Consider the following 22,616-nt stretch of genomic DNA (forward strand, 5'->3'; position numbering starts at 1 on the left):
ACCCCGTCGCGTTCCGAACTCACGTTGTGCCGCATCCGCACCGCATGGAAGCGTTGTTCTGCGGCACAACCTGAGTCCGGAACGCACCCGACGGTGCGGTGATCAGGTGGTCAGGGGTGCAGGCGGGCGAGGAGCGCGCGGGCGTAGGCGCGCTCGGCGTCGGTGTCGACGTGCCGGGCCTCCACCCCACCGGCGCCGGTCGCCGTCACGGCGAAGCCGCCGGGCAGCTGCTCGAGGCTGACGAACGCGGCGCCGAGCAGGTCGCGCAGCTGGTCCTCACGCGGGAACCACACGACCTTGTCCTGCTCGATGCTGTCGAGGGCCCACTCGGTCGTGCCGTTGAAGCCGATGAGGTCGCCGCTGTCGAACCGGTGCACGTCGGCGGTGACGTCGCTGAGGACGAACACCCGCTCGGTGAGGTCGTCGACGGGGATGACGAAGCGGTCCCCGGACGCGGGGGTCCAGGCGAGGCCGGCCGACTTGAGGGCCTGGGCGAGGTCGATCGACAGCACCTCTCCATGGGACCACGGGAAAACCGGGTGCGTCCTGCCCGGTGGGCGGGGCAGACTGGTCACATCATGTGGAGCTGAGCGACGTCCCGACCCGCGCCCGAGGCCGACGGCCCGGCGGGTCACCCGACCGACGTCGAAGGGTGCCGCCCATGACCGCGCACACGACCTCACGCCCCACCGCTCTCGTCGCGCGCGACCTCGTCCGCTCGTACGGCGACCGCCTCGTCCTCGACGGCGTCGACCTCGTCGCCAACCCCGGCGAGCCCGTCGGCGTCGTCGGCGAGAACGGCGTCGGCAAGTCGACGCTGCTGCGGCTGCTCGCCGGGGTCGACACCCCCGACTCGGGCACGGTCTCGCGGCCGGCCGACACGGCCTACCTCGGCCAGGAGGTCGACCTGCCTCCGACGGCGACCGTCGACGACGTCCTCGGGCGCGTGCTCGCGCCGCTGCACGACGCCGTACGGCGCCTCGAACGGCTCGGTGAGGCGCTCGCAGCCGCGCCGGAGGACGAGGCGCTCGCCGCCGAGTTCGCGTCCGTGCTGGCCTGGGCCGAGCACCACGACGCCTGGGACGCCGAGCGTCGCGCCGAGGTGACCGCCGAGCGCCTCGGCGTCGGTCGCCTCCCACGGCACCGCCCGGTCTCCCGTCTCTCCGGCGGGGAGCGGACCCGGCTGGCGCTGGCCGCCGTCATCGTCCGTCGCCCGGACTGCGTCGTCCTCGACGAGCCGACGAACCACCTCGACGACACGGCGATGGCCTACGTCGAGGAGTTCCTCGCCACGACCCCGGGCGTGGTCGTCGTCGCCTCGCACGACCGGGTCCTGCTCGACGAGGTGGCGCGGGTGGTCGTCGACCTCGACCCGAGCCACTTCGGCGTCGACGGCCGCGGCGGCACCCGCTACACCGGCGGGTTCTCCGACTACCTCGCCGAGCGGCGCGCCGCGCGGCGCCGCTGGGAGGAGGCCTTCCTCTCCCAGCGCGAGGAGCTGGCCGGGCTGAGGCTCGCCGAGCGGACGACCGCCCGCACCGTCGCCCACGACCGCGGGCCCCGGGACAACGACAAGTTCATCCACGCGTTCAAGGGGGCGAACGTCGCCCGCACGATCGCCCGCCGCGTGCACGACGTCGAGCGTCGGATCGAGGTCATCGAGCGCGACCCGGTGCCGAAGCCGCCGCGTCCGCTGCGACTCGGAACCGCGCTGACCGACGTCGGACGCGGCGACGGCGGCTCGGTCGGGGTGCGCGACCTCGTGGTGGCCGGGCGGGTCGCCGTACCCCGGCTGGACGTCGGTCCAGGGGACCGGGTGCTCGTCACCGGGCCCAACGGCAGCGGCAAGTCCACGCTGCTGGCCGTCCTCGCCGGCCAGGTCGTGCCCACCCGCGGGGAGGTCGCGGTCGCCGCCCGCCGGCTCGGGCTGCTGCCGCAGGACGTCGTCGTCCTCGACCCGGAGCAGAGCGCCGTCGACGCCTACCGGGCCGCGGCGGGGCCGGACGCGCCCCCGCTCGGCGAGCTGGGGCTGCTCCACCCGCGCGAGCAGGGCACCGCCGTCGGGGCGCTGTCGGTGGGGCAGCGGCGCCGGCTCGCCCTGGCGGCGATCGTCGCTACGGGCCCGGATCTGCTCCTGCTCGACGAGCCGACGAACCACATCTCCCTCGCGCTCGCGTCCGAGCTCGAGGAGGCGCTGGGCACGTCGGTCGGCACGGTCGTCGTCACGAGCCACGACCGGTGGTTGCGCGAGCGGTGGGACGGGCCGGTGCTCAGGCTCTGACCGTCCGGCTCGGGCCGGCGTGTCTCAGCCCACGAGACGCAGGACGAGGTCGAGGCCGTGCTCGGGGCCGTCGGTGCGGGGCAGGACGAGGGTGCGCACCCCGATCCCGGCGGCGCCGGCGTCGTCCTGCCACGAGTCGCCGACCATGAGGGTCTCCTGCGGCGTGCTGCCCAGCGCGGCGAGCGCGTGCCGGAAGATCGCCGGGTCGGGCTTGGCCACCCCCGCCTCGTAGGACAGGACGAGCGCGTCGAGCCGCTCGGTCAGCCCGATGCGCTCGAAGAGCGGGCGCAGGTCGAACCCGATGTTCGACAGCGCGCCGACGCGCACGCCCCGGGCGCGCAGGGCGTCGAGGACGGGCAGCGTGTCGTCGTACGGAGTCCAGTGGTCGGTCATCACGTCGTACAGGGCGTCGGCGAGCGGGGGGTCCAGACCGGGCCCGTCCGCGGTCGTCTCGTCCCAGACGCGACGGTGCTCGGCCGGTGACAGGTCGCGACGGGCCTCGGGGTCGAGCACCCGGGCGTGCTCCCAGACCCGGTCGAGCCACGTCGCGGTGGCGTCCGCGTCCTCGAGACCGGCGAGGCCGTCGGACCGCCCGGCCCGGGCGAGGCCGGCGGCCAGCCAGGCGTGCGGGTCGCCGCCGTGGAGCAGGGTCGAGTGGACGTCGAAGAGCACGGCGGTCACCGGGGTCACGGGCATGACGCCCACGCTAGGCGAGGGGGGCCGACCGGGCGTCCGTCCGTATACTGGAAGGGCCACCGCGGGTCGTTCCCCCTTGTGCTCGCGGCGTGCTGGTGCCGCCCCTTCCCCCTCTGCGGGCGGCGACCGACGAGTGCGGTGATGCATCCCCCCGGCATCACCGCACTCCCGTCGGAGGATGGCGGCGAGGTCAGCGGGGCGCGACCGGTTCGCCCCGGCGCAGGGCGGCGAAGGCCTCGGGGTCGCTGCTGCGCAGGTGGCGGCGGGTCCGGCGCCGGTGCCGCCAGACCTGGAGGCCGCCGCCGGCCCAGAACAGGTACTGCACGGCGAAGGCCCACCGGAAGTCGCCGAGGTCGTAGTACGCGGGTCCGCGCGGCTCGAGGTGGTCCAGGACGAGCCCGACGAGCGCCATCACCGCGAGGGAGGCGACGAAGCCGCCGATGTTGGCGATGCCGAGGGCGGACCCGAGCCGCCGCTGCGGGTTGAACGAGCGGGCCAGGTCGAGGCCGACCATCGAGCCCGGTCCGCCCACCGCGCTGACGACGACGAGCAGGACGAGCAGCGGCAGCGGCGCGCGTCCGGGCCAGGTGAGGACGGCCGTCCACACGGCGGCGATGGCGCCGACGATGACGAGGACGAACTGCGAGCGGTGGTAGGGGTGCCGGGCGACGAGCTGGCCGAGGAGCGGCCCGGTGACCATCGCGCTGAGGGTGATGACGACGAGCAGGGCGCTCGCGGTCCCCGCGTCGAGACCCTCCCCGCGCACGAGGAACGGGTAGCCCCAGAGCAGCGTGAAGACGGTCGGCGAGAACTGCGCGGTGAAGTGCGACCAGAGGCCGAGGCGCGTGCCGGGGGTGCCCCACGCGTCGCGCAGGGTCGCGGCGACCGCCCGCAGCCGGATGGGTTCCTGGGGGGTGCCCTCGTACGGCGAGTCCTTGACCACGAGCAGGAGGGCGGCGCCCGCCACCACACCCAGCCCGGCGGCGATCGTGAAGCTGCGGGTCCAGCCGAGGTGGGTCAGCGCCGCGGCGAGCGGGAACGACGCGGCGATCGCGCCGACCTGCCCCAGCTGACCGGTCAGCTGGGTGAGCAGCGGCGCCTGCCGCACCCGGAACCACAGCGCGACGATCCGCATGACCGAGACGAAGACCATCGCGTCACCGGCGCCGAGCAGGACGCGGGCGGCCAGGCCCACCTCGAAGCTGCCGGCCACGGCGAACCACAGCTGCCCGAGCGACATGAGGGTGACGCCGGCGAGCAGCAGCCGCTTCGAGCCGAAGCGGTCGAGCAGCACCCCGACCGGGACCTGGAGGGCGGCGTAGACGAGCAGCTGGACGACGGTGAAGGTCGCCAGCTGCGCGGCGGAGATGTGGAACCGGTCGGCCGCGACGAGGCCGGCGACGCCGAGCGAGGTGCGGTGGAAGATGCCGAGGACGTAGACGCCGAGGGCGGTGCCCCAGACGGCGAAGGCGCGGCGACCGCCGATGCCGTGGCGCTGGACCGGGGCCGCCGGGGACGACGACGTCGCGGTCGCCGGGGTCATCGGGCGCCCCGCAGCCGCTCGATCGCGCCCTCGACGTGGTGGCGCACCGCGCGGACGAACTCGCTCTTCGTGCCGGTGCGCATCAGGGCGAGGAGCTCGCGGTGTCCCCGCAGCGCCTCGTCGAGCCGGGCTCCCGACATCCGCATCTGGGCCGCGACGATGGTCAGCTGCCGGTCGCGCAGCGACTGGTAGGTGTGCAGCAGGACGCTGTTGCCGGCCGCCGCGACGACGACCTCGTGGAAGCGACGGTCGTGCCGCACGAAGGCGGCGACGTCGTCGGCGCGCCGCGCTGCGGTCATCTCCGCGAGGACGCCCACGAGGTCGTCGACGACCTCGAGACGACGGGACCACATCGCGCCGGCGGCCCACTCCTCGATGACGAGCCGGGCCTCGAGGACCTCGCGCGCGGCGTCGGCGGTGACCGGGACGACGAGCGCACCCTTCTTGGGGTAGAGCCGCACGAGACCCTCGGCCTCGAGCCGCAGCAGCGCCTCCCGGACGGGGGTGCGCGAGACGCCGGTCGCCTCGGCCAGCTCACCCTCGGTGACGAAGCTGCCGCCGGCGCGGGTGCCGTCGAGGATGTCCTGCTTGACGACGTCGTACACGCGCAGGGAGGCGGGAGGAGCGGTGGCCGTCATGCATCCATCATAGATGCAACAGGGTGGCCCCATGCCGGGCGGCGGCACAGCGGCACCACAGGTTCGGCCTAACCGTCTTGCAGACCTCGTTCCTAGCGTCAGCCGTTGCCGAGGACAACCTTGTCGCCGGCGCCCGTCCCACCGAAGGGGTGCCATGCCCACGCCGCGTGCCCGCCGCCGACCGCTCCTGGTCGGCTTCGTCGTCGCCGTCATCGTCCTCGCCGGAGGCGGGGTCGCCTGGGCGGTGACCCGCGACCGGTCGAGCACCCCGGCGGCCCCGACGACGACCACCGTCGCCGCCTCCGTGCAGACCCTCAAGCAGACCGTCGGCGCGCAGGGGACCATCGAGCCCGCGACCCAGTCGAACCTCTCCTTCACCTCCGGCGGCACCGTCACCGGGGTCGACGTCGCGGTGGGCGACGAGGTCACCGCCGGCCGGACGCTGGCGACGATCGACCCGACGACGCTGCAGGACGCCCTCGGCTCGGCGCAGGCGACGCTGACCGCGGCCCAGGCCGCACTGACGACGGCCCAGAGCTCCGGCACGACCGCGCAGGTCGCCTCCGCCGAGGCCACCGTCAACGCGGACCAGGCCAAGGTCACCGCCGCGCAGACCGCCCTGACGGGCGCGACCATGACGTCCCCCATCAGCGGCACCGTCGCGTCCGTCAACCTCACCGTCGGCTCGACCGTGTCCGGGAGCTCGTCCTCCGCGACCTCCGGGTCCGCGGGCGCAGGAGGCTCGTCCGGTGGGGGCTCGGGGTCCGGCGGGGGCGCGGCGTCCGGCGGGAGCGCCGCCTCGGGCTCGTCGGGCTCCTCCGCGTCGGGGCAGGTGGTCGTCATCTCGACCGGGTCCTGGGTGGTCGACGCGTCGGTCTCCGCGGCTGATCTCCCCTCCCTCAAGAAGGGTCTGCAGGCGACGATCACCCCGACCGGGGCCACGGATCCCGTGTTCGGCACGGTCAGCACCATCGGCGTCGTGGCCACCTCGAGCTCCGGCAGCACCGCGACGTTCCCGGTCACCGTCGCCGTGACTGGGACGCCCACCGGGCTCTACGCGGGGGGCTCCGCGACGGTCGCCATCACGACGAAGCAGATCGCCGACGCCCTCACCGTCCCGACCGCCGCGATCAGCAGCTCCGGCGGGCAGCCGACGGTGACCCTCGTCAAGGGCGGCGGCACGTCGAGCGTGCCGGTGACGATCGGGCTGGTCAGCGGGCAGCTGACCCAGATCACGGCCGGGCTCTCCGAGGGCGACCAGGTGCAGGTCACCGCGCGCACCTTCGGTGGGCGCACCGGGACCGGTTCCGGGACCGGCCGCACCGGGGGGCGCACCGGCACGGGCGGCGAGGGCGGCGGATTCAACGGCGGATTCGGCGGCTTCGGCGGTGGCTTCGGCGGTGGCACCGGCGGTGGCGCCGGTGGTGGCACCGGCGGCACGGGACGGGGCCAGTGAGATGACCGACAGCTGGTTCACCGAGCAGGGTGCGGCCACGCCGCCGTCGTCGACCGCGACGCTGCCGCCGTCGATCCTGCACCTGCGCGACGTCGTCAAGACGTACCACGCCGGGGACCTGTCGGTGACGGCCGTGGCCGGCGTCGACCTCGTCGTCGAGGAGGGCGACTACGTCGCGGTCATGGGCCCGTCGGGTTCCGGCAAGTCCACCCTCATGCACATCATCGGCTGCCTCGACGTGCCGACGTCCGGCACCTACGAGCTCGCCGGGGACGACGTCTCCGACATGGACGAGGCGCGCCTGGCCGACGTGCGCAACCGCCGGATCGGCTTCGTCTTCCAGCAGTTCAACCTGCTGCCGTCGCTGTCGGCGTGGCGCAACGTCGAGCTCCCCCTGGTGTACGCCGGCGTCCCCCGCCCCGAGCGTCGACGGCGCGCCATCGACGCGCTCGGCCGGGTCGGTCTCGCCGACCGGGTCGACCACCGGCCCGGTGAGCTGAGCGGCGGCCAGCAGCAACGCGTCTCCGTCGCCCGGGCGCTCGTCACGGATCCGGACCTCGTCCTCGCGGACGAGCCGACCGGTGCCCTGGACTCGGTGTCCACCGCAGACCTCCTCGCCCTCTTCGACGAGCTGCACGCCGCCGGGCGCACCATCGTCCTCATCACCCACGAGCAGGAGGTCGCCGACCGGGCCGCGCGGGTCGTGCACATCCGCGACGGCCGGCTCGCCGAGGGCCAGGACGCCCGGCTCGCCGCGGCCACGCGGGGGCTGCGATGAGCTGGGCCGAGACCTTCAGGACGGCGTACGACGCCATCCGCACCCGCCGGCTGCGGTCGGCCCTGACGATGCTCGGCATCCTCATCGGCATCGCCGCGGTCATGCTCACCGTCGGCCTCGGCCAGGGCGCGACGCAGAAGGTCACCGCGCAGATCGACCAGCTCGGCTCCAACCTGCTCATCGTCTCGCCCGGCAGCACGACCTCGTCCACCGGCGTGCGCGGCGGCCGCGGGAGTGCGACGACCCTGACGACCACCGATGCCGCCCTGCTCGGCGACTCCGCGGTGGTCCCCGACGTCGCCGCCGTCGCACCGACCTCGACCTCGTCCCAGGAACTGGACTACGGGGATACGAACTGGACGACGAGTGTCGTCGGGACGACGCCGTCGTGGCTCTCGGTCCGCGCCCGCTCGGTGCAGTCGGGTCGCTTCATCACCCGGCAGGACGTCGACCAGGGCTCACTCGTCGCCGTCATCGGCTCGACGACGGCGAGCCAGCTGTTCGGCCTGCGCGACCCCGTGGGGCAGCAGGTGACCCTCGACGGCCAGGACTTCACGGTCGTCGGCGTCCTCGACACCCAGGGGGCCAGCTCGACCACCGACCAGGACGACCAGGCGATCGTGCCGATCACGACGTTCGCCAGCCGGATCTCCACGTCGACCAACGCCCTCAGCGTCTCCTCGATCTACCTGGAGGCCCGGAGCACCGACGACCTGTCGGCGGCCTACCAGGAGGCGCAGTCGGCGCTGCTCACCCAGCACGGGGTGACGGCGGCGACCGCGGACTTCACCCTCAGCAGCCAGCAGTCGCTCGTCCAGACGGCGACGAACACGGCGCACATCCTCACCGTGCTGCTCGGTGGCATCGCCGGGATCTCGCTGCTCGTCGGCGGCATCGGCGTCATGAACATCATGCTCGTCTCGGTCACCGAGCGGGTCCGCGAGATCGGCCTGCGCAAGGCCCTCGGCGCGACGCCGAGGGTGATCCTGCGCCAGTTCCTCGTCGAGGCCAGCGTCCTCGGCCTCGCCGGCGGGGTCCTCGGGCTGCTGCTCGGTCTGCTCGGCGCGTGGCTGCTGCCGGGCGCGCTCGGGCAGCCGGTGGCCATCTCGGCCACCGCCGCCCTCGGTGCGCTCGCCGTGTCCCTGCTCATCGGCATCGGCGCGGGGGTCTACCCCGCCAACCGCGCCGCCCGCCTCGCCCCCATCGACGCCCTACGGAACGAGTGACCACCATGACCCGCACCCCGCTGCTCCCGACCCCCGGTACGACGCCCCGCCACGCAGCCGGCCGGACCCGCGCCGTGGGCGCCGGCGTCCTCGCCGCCGCGGCCGCCCTGTCGCTGGCCGCCTGCGGTCCGTCCTCGACGTCGAGCGCGTCCACGCCGTCCGCGGGCGCGACGACCGGCTCCGGCAGCCAGGGCCGCGCTGCCCGCAACCCCGGCACGACCGGCCTCATCGCGCAGGTCTCCGGCGACACGATGCAGGTGCAGACCCGCACCGCCCAGACGGCCGTCACCTACACCTCGTCCACGAAGGTCACGAAGACCGTCGCCGGGTCGGCGACCAGCGTCACCGTCGGGTCCTGCGTCCTCGTGCGCGACGCCTCGGCCTCCCCGGACACCTCGGGTTCGGTGACCGCCGCCTCGGTCACCGTCGCACCCGCGACGAAGGGCACCTGCCGCGCCAACGCCTTCGGCGGCGGCCTGGGCGGGTTCGGCGGCGGACGGGGTGGCGGCGGCAACGGCGGGGGTGGCACCGGCGGCGGGTCGCCGACCGGGTCCCCGACGGGCGGACGCGGCGGTGTCGGCGGCGTGACCTTCGGGTCGGTCACCGCGGTCACCGGTTCCGGCTTCACCCTCACCCCGGTCGCCCGCGGCGGAGCGGGGTCGACGGCCTCCTCCGGCATCGCCGCCCCGGTCACCGTGGCGACCTCCTCGTCCACGACGTACGACGTCGTCGAGGCCGGCACCTCGTCGGACGTCAAGGTCGGGGAGTGCGTCACCGCCCAGGGCAAGGCCGACGACACCGGGACCGTCTCGGCGACCGCTCTCAGCCTGCGCCCGGCGGTGAACGGCTCCTGCACCATGGCCGGCCGCCGTGGCGGTGCCGGTGGGGGCGCGGGTGGGTCCAGCGGAACCGGCTCGTCGGCGACCACCGGGGCCAGCAATGCCTGAGGCGGTCGCCCGGCCGAGGCTGGGACGCACCGCGGCACGCCGTACGGCGGCGGGACTGGCGCTCGCGCTCGTCGCGGCGGGGGCATACGCCGTCCACGTCGCCGGCTCGGCCCGCGGGCAGGGCGACCGGTACCGGACCGCGGCCGTGACCACGGGGTCGGTCCAGCAGTCGCTGCCGTTCACGGGGGCGGTGACCCGGCCGACGCAGGTGACCGCGCGGTTCCCCGTGGCGGGCACCGTGGCGGCTGTGTCGGTCTCGCCGGGCGACACCGTCAGCCAGGGGCAGACCCTCGCGACCATGCAGACGGCACCGCGGCAGCAGGCGGTGCTCGACGCCGAGGCCCAGCTCGCGCAGGACCAGGAGCGGCTGGCCAGCGACTCGACGACCTCGACCACCACGCCGACCGCGGCCCCGGTGTCGTCGGCGTCGGCGAGCCGCTCGTCCACCGGCGGCACGGGGTCGACGGGCTCGGCCTCTCGCTCGGACACCGGCTCCGGGACGTCCGGGGCGTCCGGGACCTCGGGCGCGGCGCTGACCGCGCTGGTAACGGCGCAGGCCGCCGCGCAGCGCGCCGAGGTTGCCCAGCAGCAGGCCTGCCTGCCGCTGCTCACCGGCCTCGCCGGCTCGGGGACGTCGACGTCCACGTCGACCACCCCGTCCCCGACGTCGACCACCCCGGTGCCGACCGACACGACGACGCCGGACCCGACGTCCACGACCTCGCCGAGCCCCACCAGCACGAGCACGCCGAGCACCCCCAGCACCTCGAGCACCTCGACGCAGGACAGCGCGTACGACGCCCTTCCCGCCCCCTTGTCGACCGCCGGTCTGGTGGCCGAGCGGGCCGCGTACCTCACGTCGACCCATGGCCGGCCCACCGGGTCGCCGACCGGCGCCCCCACCGGAGACCCGCAGCAGCTGGCGGCCACGTGCCTGTCCGCCATGCAGTCGGCGTCGGTCGCACAGGCGTCGCTGGCCAAGGCCGTCGGGTCGCAGTCGCACGGCGGCAGAGGGTCGTCCTCCCACGGCCCCAGCGGCTCGAGCGGCGTGGTGAGCAGCGGTTCCGCCGGGTCGGGCTCGGCGGCGTCGCACGCATCCGGCGGCTCCAGCTCCGGCGGTGGCGCGACCGGAGGCGGCGCCTCGGGTGGTGGCGGCACTCCGGGTGGTGGCGGCGCCAGCACCGTCGCCGAGGACCAGGCGGCCATCACCACCGACCAGCACGCCCTGGACGAGGCGAACGCCGACCTCACGGGCGCGACGCTCAAGGCCCCGGTGTCCGGGGTCGTCGGTCAGATCGCGCTGAGCGCCGGTGCGACGGCATCGACGTCCTCCGGGATCGTCATCCTGCCGCCGGGCGCCGCCGACGTCACGGTCGACGTGCCGCTGACGAACCTGCCGCAGCTGCGCACCGGTCAACAGGCCGCGGTGACGCCGGCCGGGGCGACGACCCCCGTCACCGGCACGGTGACGACGATCGGGCTGCTGCCGGCGAGCACGACGACGACCGTCCCGACGTACCCGGTCACCGTCGTCGTCGACGACGCCGGCCAGTCGCTCAGCCCCGGCTCGCGGGCGCAGGTCGCCATCGACGTGGCGTCGGTGAAGGACGCGCTCGTCGTGCCCGTCTCCGCGGTGACCCCGCTGAGCGAGGCCGCGGGCTCCGGCACCGCGACGGTGACGGTGCTGTCCGGCACGACGGCCACGCAGGCCCGCGTCACCACCGGCGCCGTCGGCAACGGGATGGTGCAGGTGACCGCCGGGCTGAAGCGGGGGCAGGTCGTCGTCCTCGCCGACACGACCGCCGCCCTGCCGTCCAGCTCGACGGCGAGCCTGCGCGGTCTCGGGGGCGCCGGCCGCACCGGCGGCGCTGGCGCCGGAGGACTCGGCGGGGGAGCCGGCGGCTTCGGCGGCGGTGCCGGCTTCGGCGGCGGCCGCACCGGCTGACGCGCACACGACGAAGGGACGTCTCCTTGCTTCGGATGTGCCCGTCCGGCCCCGGTCGGGGCCTGAGAAGGTCACTCCAGAAGCAAGGAGACGTCCCTCGGGTGGGGAGACGCCGCCTGCGGTCAGACGGGGACGCGGTCCTCGGCGGGGCGTCGTACGGGCTCGTCCTCGACGGCCTGGTCCGTCATCGACGGGTCGAACGGTGCGCCGCCGGAGAGCACGAGGTGAACGCGGTCCATGTCGATCGTCCGCGTCCAGGTGCCGACGAGGACGCAGGCGACGGCGTTGCCGGCGAAGTTGGTCAGGGCGCGGGCCTCGGACATGAACCGGTCGATGCCGACGATGAAGCCGACGCCGTCGACGAGGTCGGGGCGGTGGCTCGACAGGCCGCCGGCCAGCGTGGCCAGGCCAGCGCCGGAGACCCCGGCGGCGCCCTTGCTCGCGATGATCATGAAGACCAGCAGGGCGATCTGCTCGCCGATGGAGAACGGCTTCCTCAGTGCCTCGGCGATGAACAGCGAGGCCATCGTCAGGTAGATCGCGGTGCCGTCGAGGTTGAACGAGTAGCCGGTCGGGATGCTGATGCCGACGGTGCTGCGCTGGACGCCGAGATGCTCCATCTTCGCGATGGCCCGCGGCAGGGCCGACTCCGAGGACGACGTCGAGAGGATGAGGAGGAACTCGGCGCCGAGGTAGCGCAGCAGCGGGAAGATGTTCAGCCCCGAGACCACCCGCAGGATCGCGCCGAGGACGACGAAGACGAACAGCGCGCAGGTGACGTAGAAGGCGACCATCAGCAGCGCCAGGCTCTTCAGCGCGCCCAGCCCGGTCGAGCCGATGATCGCGGCGATGGCGCCGAAGGCACCGATCGGGGCGACCCACATGACCATCGACATGACCTTGAAGACGAGGCCCTCGAGGTGCTTGATGCCGGCGAGGATCGGCTCGCCGGCGTTGCCCATCATCTGCAGGGCGAAGCCGACGAGCAGCGCGACGAGCAGCGTCTGCAGCACCGACCCGGCGGTCAGCGCGGAGACGAGCGTCGTCGGGATGACCCCGAGGACGAAGTCGGTGGTCGACTCCGCCGCACCACCGACCTGCTTCTGCCCGGACGAGGCGATGGCGTCGGTCAGCTGGAGCGAGTCACCGGGGTGGACGATGTTGCCCACGACGAGACCGATGGCCAGGGCCACCGTCGACATGACGAGGAAGTAGCCGATGGCCAGCCCGCCGACCTTGCCGACGCTGGTGGCCTTCCGGACCGAGCCGACGCCCAGCACGATCGTGCAGAAGATGATCGGCGAGATCATCATCTTGATGAGGTTGACGAAGAGCGTCCCCAGCCACTTCAGCTCCTTGGCGAAGTCGGGGAAGAGGGCGCCGACGAGGATGCCGAGGACCACCGCGGCGATGACCGCCGGGTAGAGCCAGTGGGTGCGGTCCCGCTTAGCGCGCGGTGGGGTCGGTGCGGTCGGGTCGGGCTGGGGGTGGGCCACGGTGCTCACGGGTGCTCCTTCGGGCGGGGGCGGCTCTGCCGTCCCCAGGGTGGGGCCGCGGCGTCGTACATTCACGCTTGTGGTCATAGTGTTCGCGCCCCGGCGGTGGTCGCTGGCGACGCAGGTCCTGGTGCTCCAGGTCCTCGTCGCCGCCGTCGTCGTGGCCGGCGGGCTGGGGGCGGCGTACCTCCAGGCGCGCAGCGCCAGCCAGGAGCAGGCCGGCCAGCGCGTCCTCGCCGTCGCGCGGACCATCGCCGCGGACCCGTACGTCGTCGCGGCCGCCACCTCCAGCGCCCCGACCCCGACGCTGCAGCCCTACGCCGAGAAGGTCCGCGCCGCGACCGGCACCGACTTCATCACGATCATGGCCCCCGACGGCACCCGCTGGACCCACCCCGACCCGTCGCGGATCGGGCAGAAGTTCGTCGGGCACACCGAGCAGGCGCTGGCCGGCGGCGTCGTCCTCGAGGACTACACCGGCACCCTCGGCCCGTCGACGCGCGCCGTCGTCCCGGTCTGGCGAGGCGGCGCGGTCGGCACGTCCGTCGTCGGCCTCGTCGCGGTCGGGATCCGGCTCGACGCCGTGCAGTCCAAGGTCGCCGCGCAGGTGCCGGGGCTGCTGCTCGCCGCCCTGCTCGCCGCGCTGCTGGCCGGCGCCGGCACGTGGTTGGTCGCCCGGCACACCCGCCGGCAGACCGCCGGCCTCAGCTCGGCCGAGCTGCGCCGGATGGTCGAGTACTACGACGCCGTGCTGCACGCCGTCCGCGAGGGGCTGCTCCTGGTCGACCGCGACGGCACCGTCCTGCTCGCCAACGACGAGAGCCGGCGGCTGCTCGGCCTCGCCAGCGACCCGGTCGGGCGTCGCGTCACCCAGCTCGGTCTGCAGGAGGGGGTGACCGCCGCGCTCGCCGACGGGGGCGAGCGCACCGACGAGCTGCACGTCACCGACGCGCGCGTCCTCGTCCTCGACCAGGCCCGCGCCCGCTGGCAGGGCCGCGACCTCGGCACCGTCGCGACCCTGCGCGACCGCACCGACCTCGAGGCCCTGACCGGTGAGCTCGACACCGCGCGCGGCCTCGCCGACGCCCTGCACGCGCAGGCCCACGAGTCCGCCAACCGGCTGCACACCGTCGTCTCGCTCATCGAGCTCGGCCGCGCCGACGAGGCGGTCCGCTTCGCCACCGAGGAGCTGATGGCGTCGCAACAGCTGACCGACGACGTCGTCGGCGCCGTCGCCGAGCCGGCGCTCACCGCGCTCCTGCTGGGCAAGGCGGCGCAGGCGAGCGAGCGCGGGGTCGACTTCGTCGTCGAGCCGGGGACGGTCGTGCCCGAGGGCGTCGCGCCGCCCCGCGACCTCGTCACCATCGTCGGCAACCTCGTCGACAACGCCCTCGACGCCGTCGCGGGCGCAGCCGCCCCGCAGGTCCGGGTCGGGGCGCGGCTCGCGGACGGCCGGTGCACGATCACGGTGTCCGACAACGGTCCCGGGCTGCCGGCCGACCAGGTCGAGCAGGCCTTCACCCGCGGCTGGTCGTCCAAGCCGGTCGAGGCGACCGGGGGTCGCGGTCTCGGGCTCGCCCTCGTCCAGCAGTCGGTGGCGCGGCTCGGCGGCACGGTCGAGGTGTCCGCCCCGCCGGGGGCGACGTGGACGGTCCGGCTGCCCGTCGCCGCCGAGCTCGCGGCCGGCCGCGCGTGAGCGACCTGCGGGTGCTCGTCGTCGAGGACGAGCCCGTCGCCGCCGACGCGCACACGATGTACGTCGGCCGCGTCCCCGGCTTCACCGTCGTCGGCACCGTGCACACCGCCCGCGACGCGCTGCGGGCGCTCACCGCCGACGAGCCGATCGACCTCGTCCTTCTCGACATGAACCTGCCCGACGGGCACGGCCTCGACGTCGTGCGCCGGATGCGCGCCCAGGGGGTGCTCGCCGACGTCGTCGCCGTCACGTCCGCCCGCGAGCTCGACACCGTCCGGGCGGCGGTCTCGCTGGGGGTGGTGCAGTACCTGCTCAAGCCGTTCGTCTTCGCCAGCCTGCGCGAACGGCTCGAGGCCTACGCCGACTACCACCGCGCCACGCACGCCGCCGACCCGGTCGCGAGCCAGGGCGACGTCGACCGGGTCCTCGCCGGGGTGCACCGCGGCGGTCCGGCGGCGCTGCCCAAGGGCCTGGCCGAGGACGTGTGGGGCAAGGTGCTGACCGCCGTACGGCGTTCCGGGGCGGCCTCGTCGGGCGAGGTGGCCGAGGCGGTGGGAGTATCGCGCGTGACCGCACGGCGCTACCTCGAGCACCTGGCCGACAGCGGCCTCGCGACCCGCCACTCGCGTCACGCGGGGACCGGGCGGCCCGAGGTCGAGTACCGCTGGGTCGGCCGGTGACGGACGACCGGGGTCCGGACAGCGGGTCGGCGACGCGCAACCGGGTCGGCCCGGCGGGGTTCGTGATCGGGATGGGCCTGGTCTCCGCCCTCACCGACGTCGTCTATGAGGGGACCCGGGCCGTCATCGGCCCCTACCTCGTGCTGCTCGGCGCCTCGGCCGGGACGGTCGGTCTCGTCACCGGCGGCGGCGAGGCGCTCGCGCTCGTCCTGCGGCTGGTCACCGGTCCGGTCGCCGACCGGACCCGCCGTCCATGGCCGCAGGTCGCGCTCGGCTACGGGCTCACCGCCGTGTGCGTCCCGCTGCTCGCGCTGACCGGCGCCGTCTGGCCGGCGGCGGCGCTCTACCTCGGCGAGCGGCTCGGCAAGGCGGTGCGCACGCCGGCACGCGACGTCATGCTCGCGCACGCGGCGGCCTCGCTCGGTCGCGGCCGCGCCTTCGGGCTCCACAAGCTGCTCGACCAAACCGGCGCCGTCGTCGGGCCGCTCCTCGTCGCGGCCGCCCTGCTCGCGCACCCGGACGGCTACCGCACCGGCTTCCTCCTGCTGGGCGGTGGCGGGCTGCTCGCCCTCGTCGCGCTGTCGCGGCTGCGCCGGCTCGCGCCCGTCCCTGCCGACTGGGAGCCGGGTGCCGACGTCGCCGAGTCCAAGCGACTGCGCTTCGGTACTGGCCTGGGAACCGGCTTCCTGCGCTACCAGTGCTTCTCGGGCCTGACGATGCTCGGCTTCGCGACGTGGGCGGTGCTCGTCGTCCAGGCGACCGCGCACGTGGGCCTCGCGCCGGCCGCCGTCCCCCTGCTGTACGCCGTCGCGATGGGCGCCGGCGGCGTCTCGGCCCTGCTCACCGGGCGGGTCTACGACAGACGGGGGCTGCGCACGCTGGCCGTCGTCCCGGTCCTCGCCGCGGCGGTCGTCGCCCTCATGCTCGCGCCGTCGCTGCCGCTGGTCGTCGTCGGCTCCGTGCTGTGGGGCGCGGTCGTCGGCGTGCAGGACTCGACCCTGCGCGCGGCGGTCGCCGACCTCGTACCCGCCGGCCGCCGCGGGGCGGCGTACGGCGCGTTCGCGACGGTGCAGGGGCTCGCCTGGTGGGTCGGGTCCGTGGTCGTCGGCTGGCTGGGGGAGCGGTCGACCGGCCTGACGATGACGTACGTCGTCGTCGTGCAGCTGCTCGCCCTGGTCGTCCTCCTGCTCCCCGCGCGGACGGCCGCGACATCAGACCGAGCCGTCCCCGAGGGGCATTGAGGCGACGACCTCGTGCCGGGGACGACGTTTCGGACCTTCGTGCAGGTGCGAGGCGACGAGCTCGACCTGCGTGACCTCCCACGACGGGCCGTCGTACGTGTCGAGGATCCGCAGCCACCGCGTGGCCTCGACCGGCCGCTTGAGCCGGGCGAGGCTGAGGTGGGGGCGGAAGTCCTTCCCGTCGACCGGGGCACCCGCGGCCGAGGCGGCGGCGCGCGCGTTGGCCGCGAGCAGACCGAGCTCGGCGAGGTCGTCCCCGCCGGCGGGACTGCGCAGGCCGAGGTGGACGACCTTGGCGCGCGCCGGGTCGGGGAAGGCGCCGGCGCCGCCGAGCTGGAGCGTCATGGGGCGCCGCCGCGCGGCGGCCTCACCGAGCCGCCCGACGAGGTCGTCGAGGGAGCGGTCCTTGACCGACTCCATGAACGCGAGGGTCACGTGCCACTGCGCCGGGTCGATCCACGGCATCCCCTGGTCGCGTCGCGGCTCGAGGAAGGTCGAGAGGTCCTCGACCACGGGGTCGGGTGGGACGACGGCGACGAACATCCGCTGGCCCATGCCGCCAGTCTGCCCGGTCGGTCCCGTACCGCTCGACGGGGCCCACCCCCGCGGCGGGCCGGCGGCGGGCATGATGGCGCGATGATCGTCGTCGAGTGCGCCTTCACCGACCACCCGTCGCGGCTCGAGCTGCGGCCGCGGCACCGCGAGCTGCTCGCCGAGCTCAAGGAGGAAGGGGTCCTCGTGGACGCCGGCCCGTTCCCCGACGGCACCGGCTCGATCTGCGTCTTCAGCGCCGATCAGGAGCGGGTCGACGAGGCGCTCGCCGCCGACCCGTACTTCTCCTGTGAGGGTGTGCGCGTCGTCGCCGTACGGCAGGTGGACGCGCTCTTCGGGACGTGACCCGCACCCCCGGCGGAATTCAGTCCTCGGACTCGAGACCGTCGGGGTAGGGCTGCACCATGAGGTAGGCGCTGTAGGTCTGCCGGTGCGCGTCACGCCCGCGGGTGCGCGCCGCCCACCGGTCGACGACCTCGTTGAGCTCGGTGGTGAGCTGGCGGGCCTCCTCGCGGTCGAGCCGCAGCGCCACCTGGCTGATCGAGCGGTGGATCCCCGGGGTGCGGTCCCCGCCGTGGGCGGCGTCGACGAGCGCGTGCGCGCGGGCCGCCGTGTGGCTGCGGTAGACCCGCGAGGCCGCGCGACCACCCGGCGCGGACTCGAGGTCCTGCATGTCGACGTCGTACCCCTCGGGGGAGGTGGCCCTCCAGACCCGGTCGCGCCGGTCCCGGGCCGCGCCCGCGTCCTCCTCGACGAGCCCGTACTTGGCCAGCTGGCGCAGGTGGAAGCTCGCCTGGTTGGCGGGGATGTCGAGCTCGGCGGCGACGTCGGCCGCCCGCAGCGACCCCTGAGCGGTCAGCTCGTCGAGGATCCGGGCGCGGACCGGGTGGGCGAGGGCCCGCAGCATCCGCGGGTCGTCGAGGCGGGTCACGGCGTCAGTCTGCACCATCTATTGCGCACGTTCTATTGCGCAAGAGATGGTGCGCACCTAACGTTGCGGATATGGGACCGCACCGCGAGCTGCACCGCCACCACGACGTCACCGTCCTCATGGCCGCCCAGACGGTCAGCGAGCTGGGCACGCAGGCCGGGCTCTTCGTCCTGCCGCTCATCACCTACGCCCTCACCGGGTCGACGGTGCTCGCCGGCCTGGCGGGGGCGGCCAACCTGCTCGGGACGGCGCTCGCCGCCCTCCCCGGAGGCGTCCTCGCCGACCGGGTCGACCGGCGCCGCCTCATGCGCACCTCCTCGGCGCTCGGCGCGCTCTCGTCGACCTCGGTCGTCGTCGCCGCCCTGCTCGGCGCGCTCACCGTCCCGCACCTGCTCGCCGCGGCCTTCGTCACGGGCGGCTGCGCCGGGCTCTTCGCACCAGCGGAGATCTCCGCCCTGCGCGCCGTGGTCCCGCCCCACCTGCTCCCCACCGCCATCGGCCAGCAGGTCGGCCGGCAGCGCGTCGCCGACCTCGTCGGCGCCCCCCTCGGCGGGCTGCTCCTGGGACTGGCCCGCTGGGCGCCGTACGTGCTCGACGCGGTGGCGTACGCCGTCGCGTGGGTGACCCTCGGTCGACTGCAGACCGACCTGTCGCCGAGCGCGACCCGTCGACGGGGCACCGCCCGCGCCGACATCGCGGAGGGTCTGCGCTTCGTCTGGAGCCGACCGCTCTTCCGCACCCTCATGGTGTGGTCGATGGGGTCGAACCTCGTCGTCAACGCCCTCTTCACCGCCGCGAACCTGCGCCTCGTCCGCGACGGCTACCCGGCCTGGCAGATCGGGCTGGTCGACGCGAGTGCCGGGGTGTGCGGCGTGCTCGGGGCGCTGGCGGCGCCGTACGTCGTCGAGCGGTTCCCCACGGGGCGGCTCACCGTGCTCGTGGCGTGGAGCTTCGTCCCCCTGACGCTGCCGCTCGTCGTCCTCGACGACCCGGTCGCGGTGGCCGTCGCGCTGTCGCTCGGCGTCTTCCTCAACCCCGCGGGCAACGGGGGGATGGGCGCCTACAAGGTCGCGGTCACCCCCGCGGAGCTCGTCGGCCGCGTCCAGTCGGTGGGCCAGCTCATGGCGTGGTCGACGATCCCGCTCGCGCCGGTGGTCGCCGGAGTCCTGCTCAGCACGGTCGGCGGGGCGTGGGCGGTCGGGGTCCTCGTCGGGCTCGGCGCGCTCGTCGCGCTGCTGCCGACGCTCGTCCGCTCGGTCCGGTTGGTGCCGCGGCCGAGCGAGTGGCGCGAGCAGTGTCGGACCTCGGAGGCAGACTGGCCGGGTGCCGGAGGGGGACAGCGTGTGGCTCCTCGCCCGCAGGCTCGACCGAGCCCTGTTGGGCCAGACCGTCGTGCGCTCGAGCCTGCGGGTGCCGCGGCTCGCCACCCGTGACCTGACCGGCCGCACCTTGCTCGAGCACGCCACGCACGGCAAGCACCTGCTGAGCCGGTTCTCGGGGGTGGGCACGTCGCCGCCGGTGACCTTGCACAGCCACCTGCTCATGGACGGCGAGTGGACGGTCACCTCGCCGGGCAAGCGGCTGCCGGCGCGGCTCCAGCACGAGGTCCGCGTCGTCCTTAAGACGGCGTCCGGGCGCACGGCCTGGGGGCAGCGGCTGCACCAGCTCGAGCTCGTCGCCACGCGCGACGAGCACACCCTCGTCGGGCACCTCGGGCCCGACCCGCTCCGCGCGGACTGGGACGCGGAGGACGCCGTACGGCGCCTGCTCACCCGCCCCGAGCGGCCGCTCGTCTCCGCGCTGCTCGACCAGACACTCGTGGCCGGGCTCGGCAACCTGTGGGCCAACGAGCTCGCCTTCCTCGTCGGGCGCAGCCCGTGGACGCCGGTCGGCGACCTCGGCGAGGCGGGCGTACGGCGCCTCGTCGACCGCGCCGCCGTCGCCCTCCACCATTCCGCGACCGCGCCCGGCGCCTACCAGGTGACGACCGGCCGCGCCGTCCGCGGCGAGAGCCACTGGGTCGCCGGCCGGCAGCGGCGGCCGTGCCTGCGGTGCGGCACGACGGTGCTCGTGGTGGGCGAGGTCCAGAACGACCCGGCCAACCGGCGCACCTGGTGGTGTCCGCGGTGCCAGCCGGGTCCGGGACCGGAGGCGCGGGAGGGCCTGAGGGACGGTGGAACGATCCGCGCCGCGGGCGTGTCCAGGTAGGCATGGCGATCCTCGTCGCAGCGCCGCGTGCGCTTGCTCGCCGACGACGTCGAGTGCGGTCACGACTGTCGGTCGTCGCCCGGGTCGCCACGGTCGCCGCGCTCGTGCCGCTGCTGCTGAGCGGGTGTGCCGACGGTGGGACCAACGCGGCTCCGCCGCTCGTCGTCTGCGGGACGACCCTGTCGGCCGCTGCCGCAGGCGCGGTGCTCACGGACGCGACTACCGACGTGACCGTGGCGGCTGTGACGGTCGGCGGCACCGTGGACCTCCTCCTGGCCCAGGGGTGCGACACGGGTGCCTCCTACACGGTGGAGCACGGGACGGCGCACGAGGTGGTCCGAGCTCGGACGGCGGACGGAGGCCTGGCAGCCGTCACCCTCGAGCCCACGTCGTCGTCCTTCGACGTCCTGGTCCGCCACGCGGACGGCACTTCGTCGACCGCACGGGTGCGGCTCGCCGGTTGACCCCGCGACCGTCAGCGGTCGGCGAGGGGACCCATGGCATACGCGACGACAGCGCCAGGGGATGTGAGCGCAGGGGACGGGCAGCGCCCTCACTCCTTGGTCCGCCTGTACTTGTTCTTCAGGTACTCGTCGACCCAGTTCCGGGAACTCAGCCAGGTGCCGTTCGGTGCCTTCTGCGCCCTCAGCCGCCCGCGCTCTGCTGCTGCGCGGAGCGCCCTGAGCCTCGGTCCGGCCTTCTCGTCGGCAAGGCTGGCGAGGGGTACGAGCCGCGCTGGGCCCGCGACGGCGGGAACGACGAACTTGTAGAGGTTGTTCGTGACGGCGCGAGCGATGAGCTCGCCAAGCGGTCCGTAGTCGCCTCCGTCGGCCTTCCGCATCGCCTTCAGATACCTAGCGCGCTCGTTCTTGAACACGATGGCCGGCGGGTAGCCCAGCCGCACGAGCAGCAGGTTGAGCAGCAGCCGGCCCGAGCGGCCGTTCCCGTCGAGGAAAGGGTGGATCTTCTCGAAGTTGTTGTGCACCTGGGCGAGCCGCTCGGCAAAGGGCTCCTCGGCCTCTTGGCGCAGGCCGTTGACCGCGGCCACCCAGTCGGTCATCCGGTGGTGGACCTCGGGAAAGGGCGGTGGCGTCATGCCTTCGGGGAATGGTGCGATGTCGTGCTGCCGCCATCTCCCCGGAGTCTCCGCACGAGTGGCGTGCGGGTGTGGGGCGACACGCCAGACGGGATCCATGGTCTCGTGGTGGACGGTGCGGACCTCCTGGATGCTCAGCAGGTCGCCGTTGGTCCAGTCGCCGGGCTCCAGCGCTTGACCGTAGACCCACTTGGCCGCGTTGCCGTAGCCGACTACCTCCATGTACTCCTTGAGGTCCTTCGAGCCGACCGCTCTTCCTTCGTCGAGAAGCTTCCGAACCTCGTTGAGCACCAAGGTGTTGCCTTCGAGAGCGGTGGAGTGGTGCGCCTCCTGATGCCAGAGCTCGGCCCAGATCGCCTCCGCCTCGTCCGGGCTGGGCAGTCCGCCCATCCGGGTGCGCAGGTCGGTGATCGCCTCCTCCAGGCGGTCGTAGACGGTCTGACGCGACGGACGTCCACGTGCCATCTCCACTCCTCCGGGTCACCGCGAATTTGTCGTGTCCGATAAGAAGGAACTGGAACACCACAAACTAACCCCAGGCTACTCGACCTCTCGAAGGGTGGGCCAAGCATCGACGACACCACGACCCGGGGTGACGGTCAGGGCGTCGTGCGGCCGCACGGAGCCGTCATTGCACGGCTGCGAGCAACCGGGCGGATACTCAAGGACGAGCCTGTCCATCGACCTTCCCGCCGAGGTGCTCGCCCGCGTCCGCGCGGAGGCGGAGCGCCGGGGGTCGACCGCGGACGCCGTCATCGCTGATCTGATCGCACAGTTGACGGCGAGACCGAGCTCGGCGGACCGACGTCGTCAGCTGGCCCTCATCGCCGCAGGAGCCTCGGCTCCACGAGGAACGATCCGCGAGGTCGGTTGACCGACGCGGCGGTCCCGAGTGAGATCGGTGAGGGCAAGGTCAGGACATCTACTGGCTACTCAGGCCGGTGGTAGAAGACCGTCATCGAGAAGTCGTCCTGCCCTGTCGTTGTCACCTCGTGGTGGAACGTGAGGTCCTGCACCTGGACGCCGCCGAGAGCCTCGATCGAGTCGGCGACCCTGCGCAGAAGGGCAGGAACGGTGAACCCTTCGGGGCCCATGGGGTTGGACTGCGAGAAGTGACAGATCGACCGCTCGTCCTCGGCCATGACGGCACGCTCTCACGCCCCTGGGACGTCGTACGGACGCACGGGGCCATCACCTGCAGGCCTG

General features: G+C 74.2%; 22 protein-coding genes. 13 read left to right on the plus strand and 9 right to left on the minus strand.

Going from position 1 to position 22,616, the window contains the following annotated elements:
* Positions 1–110: 110 nt before the first annotated feature.
* Positions 111–512: a pilus assembly protein CpaE gene (locus FB458_RS08145; protein WP_141848054.1), complete on the minus strand. Its 402-nt coding sequence runs from the start codon at positions 510–512 to the stop codon at positions 111–113.
* 149 nt (positions 513–661) lie between these two features.
* Between FB458_RS08145 and FB458_RS08150 the strand changes: the two genes are divergently transcribed.
* Positions 662–2,281, plus strand: coding sequence for an ABC-F family ATP-binding cassette domain-containing protein (locus FB458_RS08150; RefSeq protein WP_141848055.1), 1,620 nt, complete (start codon positions 662–664; stop codon positions 2,279–2,281).
* A gap of 24 nt (positions 2,282–2,305) precedes the next feature.
* On the opposite strand, the gene FB458_RS08155 is transcribed toward FB458_RS08150, so the two are convergent.
* The 3 genes from FB458_RS08155 to FB458_RS08165 form a co-directional block, all read right to left on the minus strand.
* Positions 2,306–2,977, minus strand: coding sequence for an HAD family hydrolase (locus FB458_RS08155; protein WP_170185601.1), 672 nt, complete (start codon positions 2,975–2,977; stop codon positions 2,306–2,308).
* A 190-nt stretch (positions 2,978–3,167) separates the two neighbouring features.
* Positions 3,168–4,520, minus strand: coding sequence for an MFS transporter (locus FB458_RS08160; RefSeq protein WP_141848057.1), 1,353 nt, complete (start codon positions 4,518–4,520; stop codon positions 3,168–3,170).
* Positions 4,517–5,158: a GntR family transcriptional regulator gene (locus FB458_RS08165; RefSeq protein ID WP_170185602.1), complete on the minus strand. Its 642-nt coding sequence runs from the start codon at positions 5,156–5,158 to the stop codon at positions 4,517–4,519. Before FB458_RS08165 ends, FB458_RS08160 begins: the two co-directional genes overlap by 4 nt.
* A gap of 154 nt (positions 5,159–5,312) precedes the next feature.
* Here FB458_RS08165 and FB458_RS08170 point away from each other — a divergent pair, with 154 nt between their 5' ends.
* The 5 genes from FB458_RS08170 to FB458_RS08190 are packed head-to-tail and all read left to right on the plus strand — an operon-like array spanning position 5,313 to position 11,510.
* A complete protein-coding gene (locus FB458_RS08170) occupies positions 5,313–6,614 on the plus strand; it encodes an efflux RND transporter periplasmic adaptor subunit (RefSeq protein WP_141848059.1) in 1,302 nt (433 codons plus the stop codon).
* A gap of 1 nt (position 6,615) precedes the next feature.
* The gene (locus FB458_RS08175; protein WP_141848060.1) at positions 6,616–7,392 is read left to right on the plus strand and encodes an ABC transporter ATP-binding protein; all 777 of its coding nucleotides are present in this window, start codon (positions 6,616–6,618) and stop codon (positions 7,390–7,392) included.
* Positions 7,389–8,618: an ABC transporter permease gene (locus FB458_RS08180; RefSeq protein WP_141848061.1), complete on the plus strand. Its 1,230-nt coding sequence runs from the start codon at positions 7,389–7,391 to the stop codon at positions 8,616–8,618. Before FB458_RS08175 ends, FB458_RS08180 begins: the two co-directional genes overlap by 4 nt.
* Positions 8,619–8,623: 5 nt before the next feature.
* Positions 8,624–9,565, plus strand: coding sequence for a hypothetical protein (locus FB458_RS08185; protein WP_141848062.1), 942 nt, complete (start codon positions 8,624–8,626; stop codon positions 9,563–9,565).
* The gene (locus tag FB458_RS08190; RefSeq protein ID WP_141848063.1) at positions 9,558–11,510 is read left to right on the plus strand and encodes an efflux RND transporter periplasmic adaptor subunit; all 1,953 of its coding nucleotides are present in this window, start codon (positions 9,558–9,560) and stop codon (positions 11,508–11,510) included. Before FB458_RS08185 ends, FB458_RS08190 begins: the two co-directional genes overlap by 8 nt.
* A gap of 122 nt (positions 11,511–11,632) precedes the next feature.
* On the opposite strand, the gene FB458_RS08195 is transcribed toward FB458_RS08190, so the two are convergent.
* Complete coding sequence (locus FB458_RS08195) at positions 11,633–13,006, minus strand: cation:dicarboxylate symporter family transporter (protein WP_425460875.1); 1,374 nt, start codon at positions 13,004–13,006, stop codon at positions 11,633–11,635.
* Between the two features lie 88 nt (positions 13,007–13,094).
* Between FB458_RS08195 and FB458_RS08200 the strand changes: the two genes are divergently transcribed.
* The 3 genes from FB458_RS08200 to FB458_RS08210 are packed head-to-tail and all read left to right on the plus strand — an operon-like array spanning position 13,095 to position 16,623.
* Complete coding sequence (locus FB458_RS08200; protein WP_246061123.1) at positions 13,095–14,702, plus strand: sensor histidine kinase; 1,608 nt, start codon at positions 13,095–13,097, stop codon at positions 14,700–14,702.
* The gene (locus tag FB458_RS08205) at positions 14,699–15,382 is read left to right on the plus strand and encodes a response regulator (protein ID WP_211355969.1); all 684 of its coding nucleotides are present in this window, start codon (positions 14,699–14,701) and stop codon (positions 15,380–15,382) included. Before FB458_RS08200 ends, FB458_RS08205 begins: the two co-directional genes overlap by 4 nt.
* Complete coding sequence (locus FB458_RS08210) at positions 15,379–16,623, plus strand: MFS transporter (RefSeq protein WP_211355970.1); 1,245 nt, start codon at positions 15,379–15,381, stop codon at positions 16,621–16,623. Before FB458_RS08205 ends, FB458_RS08210 begins: the two co-directional genes overlap by 4 nt.
* On the opposite strand, the gene thpR is transcribed toward FB458_RS08210, so the two are convergent.
* Positions 16,594–17,178 (minus strand): RNA 2',3'-cyclic phosphodiesterase, encoded by a 585-nt coding sequence (gene thpR / locus FB458_RS08215; RefSeq protein ID WP_141848065.1) that lies wholly within the window; start codon positions 17,176–17,178, stop codon positions 16,594–16,596. The two genes, FB458_RS08210 and thpR, sit on opposite strands and share 30 nt — an antisense overlap.
* Positions 17,179–17,259: 81 nt before the next feature.
* Here thpR and FB458_RS08220 point away from each other — a divergent pair, with 81 nt between their 5' ends.
* Positions 17,260–17,520: a YciI family protein gene (locus FB458_RS08220; protein ID WP_141848066.1), complete on the plus strand. Its 261-nt coding sequence runs from the start codon at positions 17,260–17,262 to the stop codon at positions 17,518–17,520.
* A 19-nt stretch (positions 17,521–17,539) separates the two neighbouring features.
* Here the strand turns inward: FB458_RS08220 and FB458_RS08225 are convergent, their stop codons facing one another.
* Positions 17,540–18,106, minus strand: coding sequence for a winged helix-turn-helix domain-containing protein (locus FB458_RS08225; protein ID WP_141848067.1), 567 nt, complete (start codon positions 18,104–18,106; stop codon positions 17,540–17,542).
* Between the two features lie 71 nt (positions 18,107–18,177).
* On the opposite strand from FB458_RS08225, the gene FB458_RS08230 reads away from it, so the two are divergent.
* The 3 genes from FB458_RS08230 to FB458_RS08240 are packed head-to-tail and all read left to right on the plus strand — an operon-like array spanning position 18,178 to position 20,778.
* On the plus strand, positions 18,178–19,539 hold the full coding sequence (locus FB458_RS08230; RefSeq protein ID WP_141848068.1) for an MFS transporter: 1,362 nt from the start codon (positions 18,178–18,180) through the stop codon (positions 19,537–19,539).
* Positions 19,484–20,314: a DNA-formamidopyrimidine glycosylase family protein gene (locus FB458_RS08235; protein WP_246061124.1), complete on the plus strand. Its 831-nt coding sequence runs from the start codon at positions 19,484–19,486 to the stop codon at positions 20,312–20,314. The genes FB458_RS08230 and FB458_RS08235 overlap by 56 nt, the downstream gene beginning before the upstream one ends.
* Positions 20,315–20,367: 53 nt before the next feature.
* Positions 20,368–20,778, plus strand: coding sequence for a hypothetical protein (locus FB458_RS08240; RefSeq protein ID WP_141848070.1), 411 nt, complete (start codon positions 20,368–20,370; stop codon positions 20,776–20,778).
* Between the two features lie 89 nt (positions 20,779–20,867).
* Here FB458_RS08240 and FB458_RS08245 read toward each other — a convergent pair whose 3' ends face one another.
* A complete protein-coding gene (locus tag FB458_RS08245; protein ID WP_141848071.1) occupies positions 20,868–21,875 on the minus strand; it encodes a Fic family protein in 1,008 nt (335 codons plus the stop codon).
* 464 nt (positions 21,876–22,339) lie between these two features.
* The gene (locus FB458_RS08250) at positions 22,340–22,552 is read right to left on the minus strand and encodes a hypothetical protein (protein WP_141848072.1); all 213 of its coding nucleotides are present in this window, start codon (positions 22,550–22,552) and stop codon (positions 22,340–22,342) included.
* Positions 22,553–22,616 lie beyond the last annotated feature (64 nt).

This window comes from Lapillicoccus jejuensis, assembly GCF_006715055.1.
Lineage (GTDB): Bacteria > Actinomycetota > Actinomycetes > Actinomycetales > Dermatophilaceae > Lapillicoccus > Lapillicoccus jejuensis.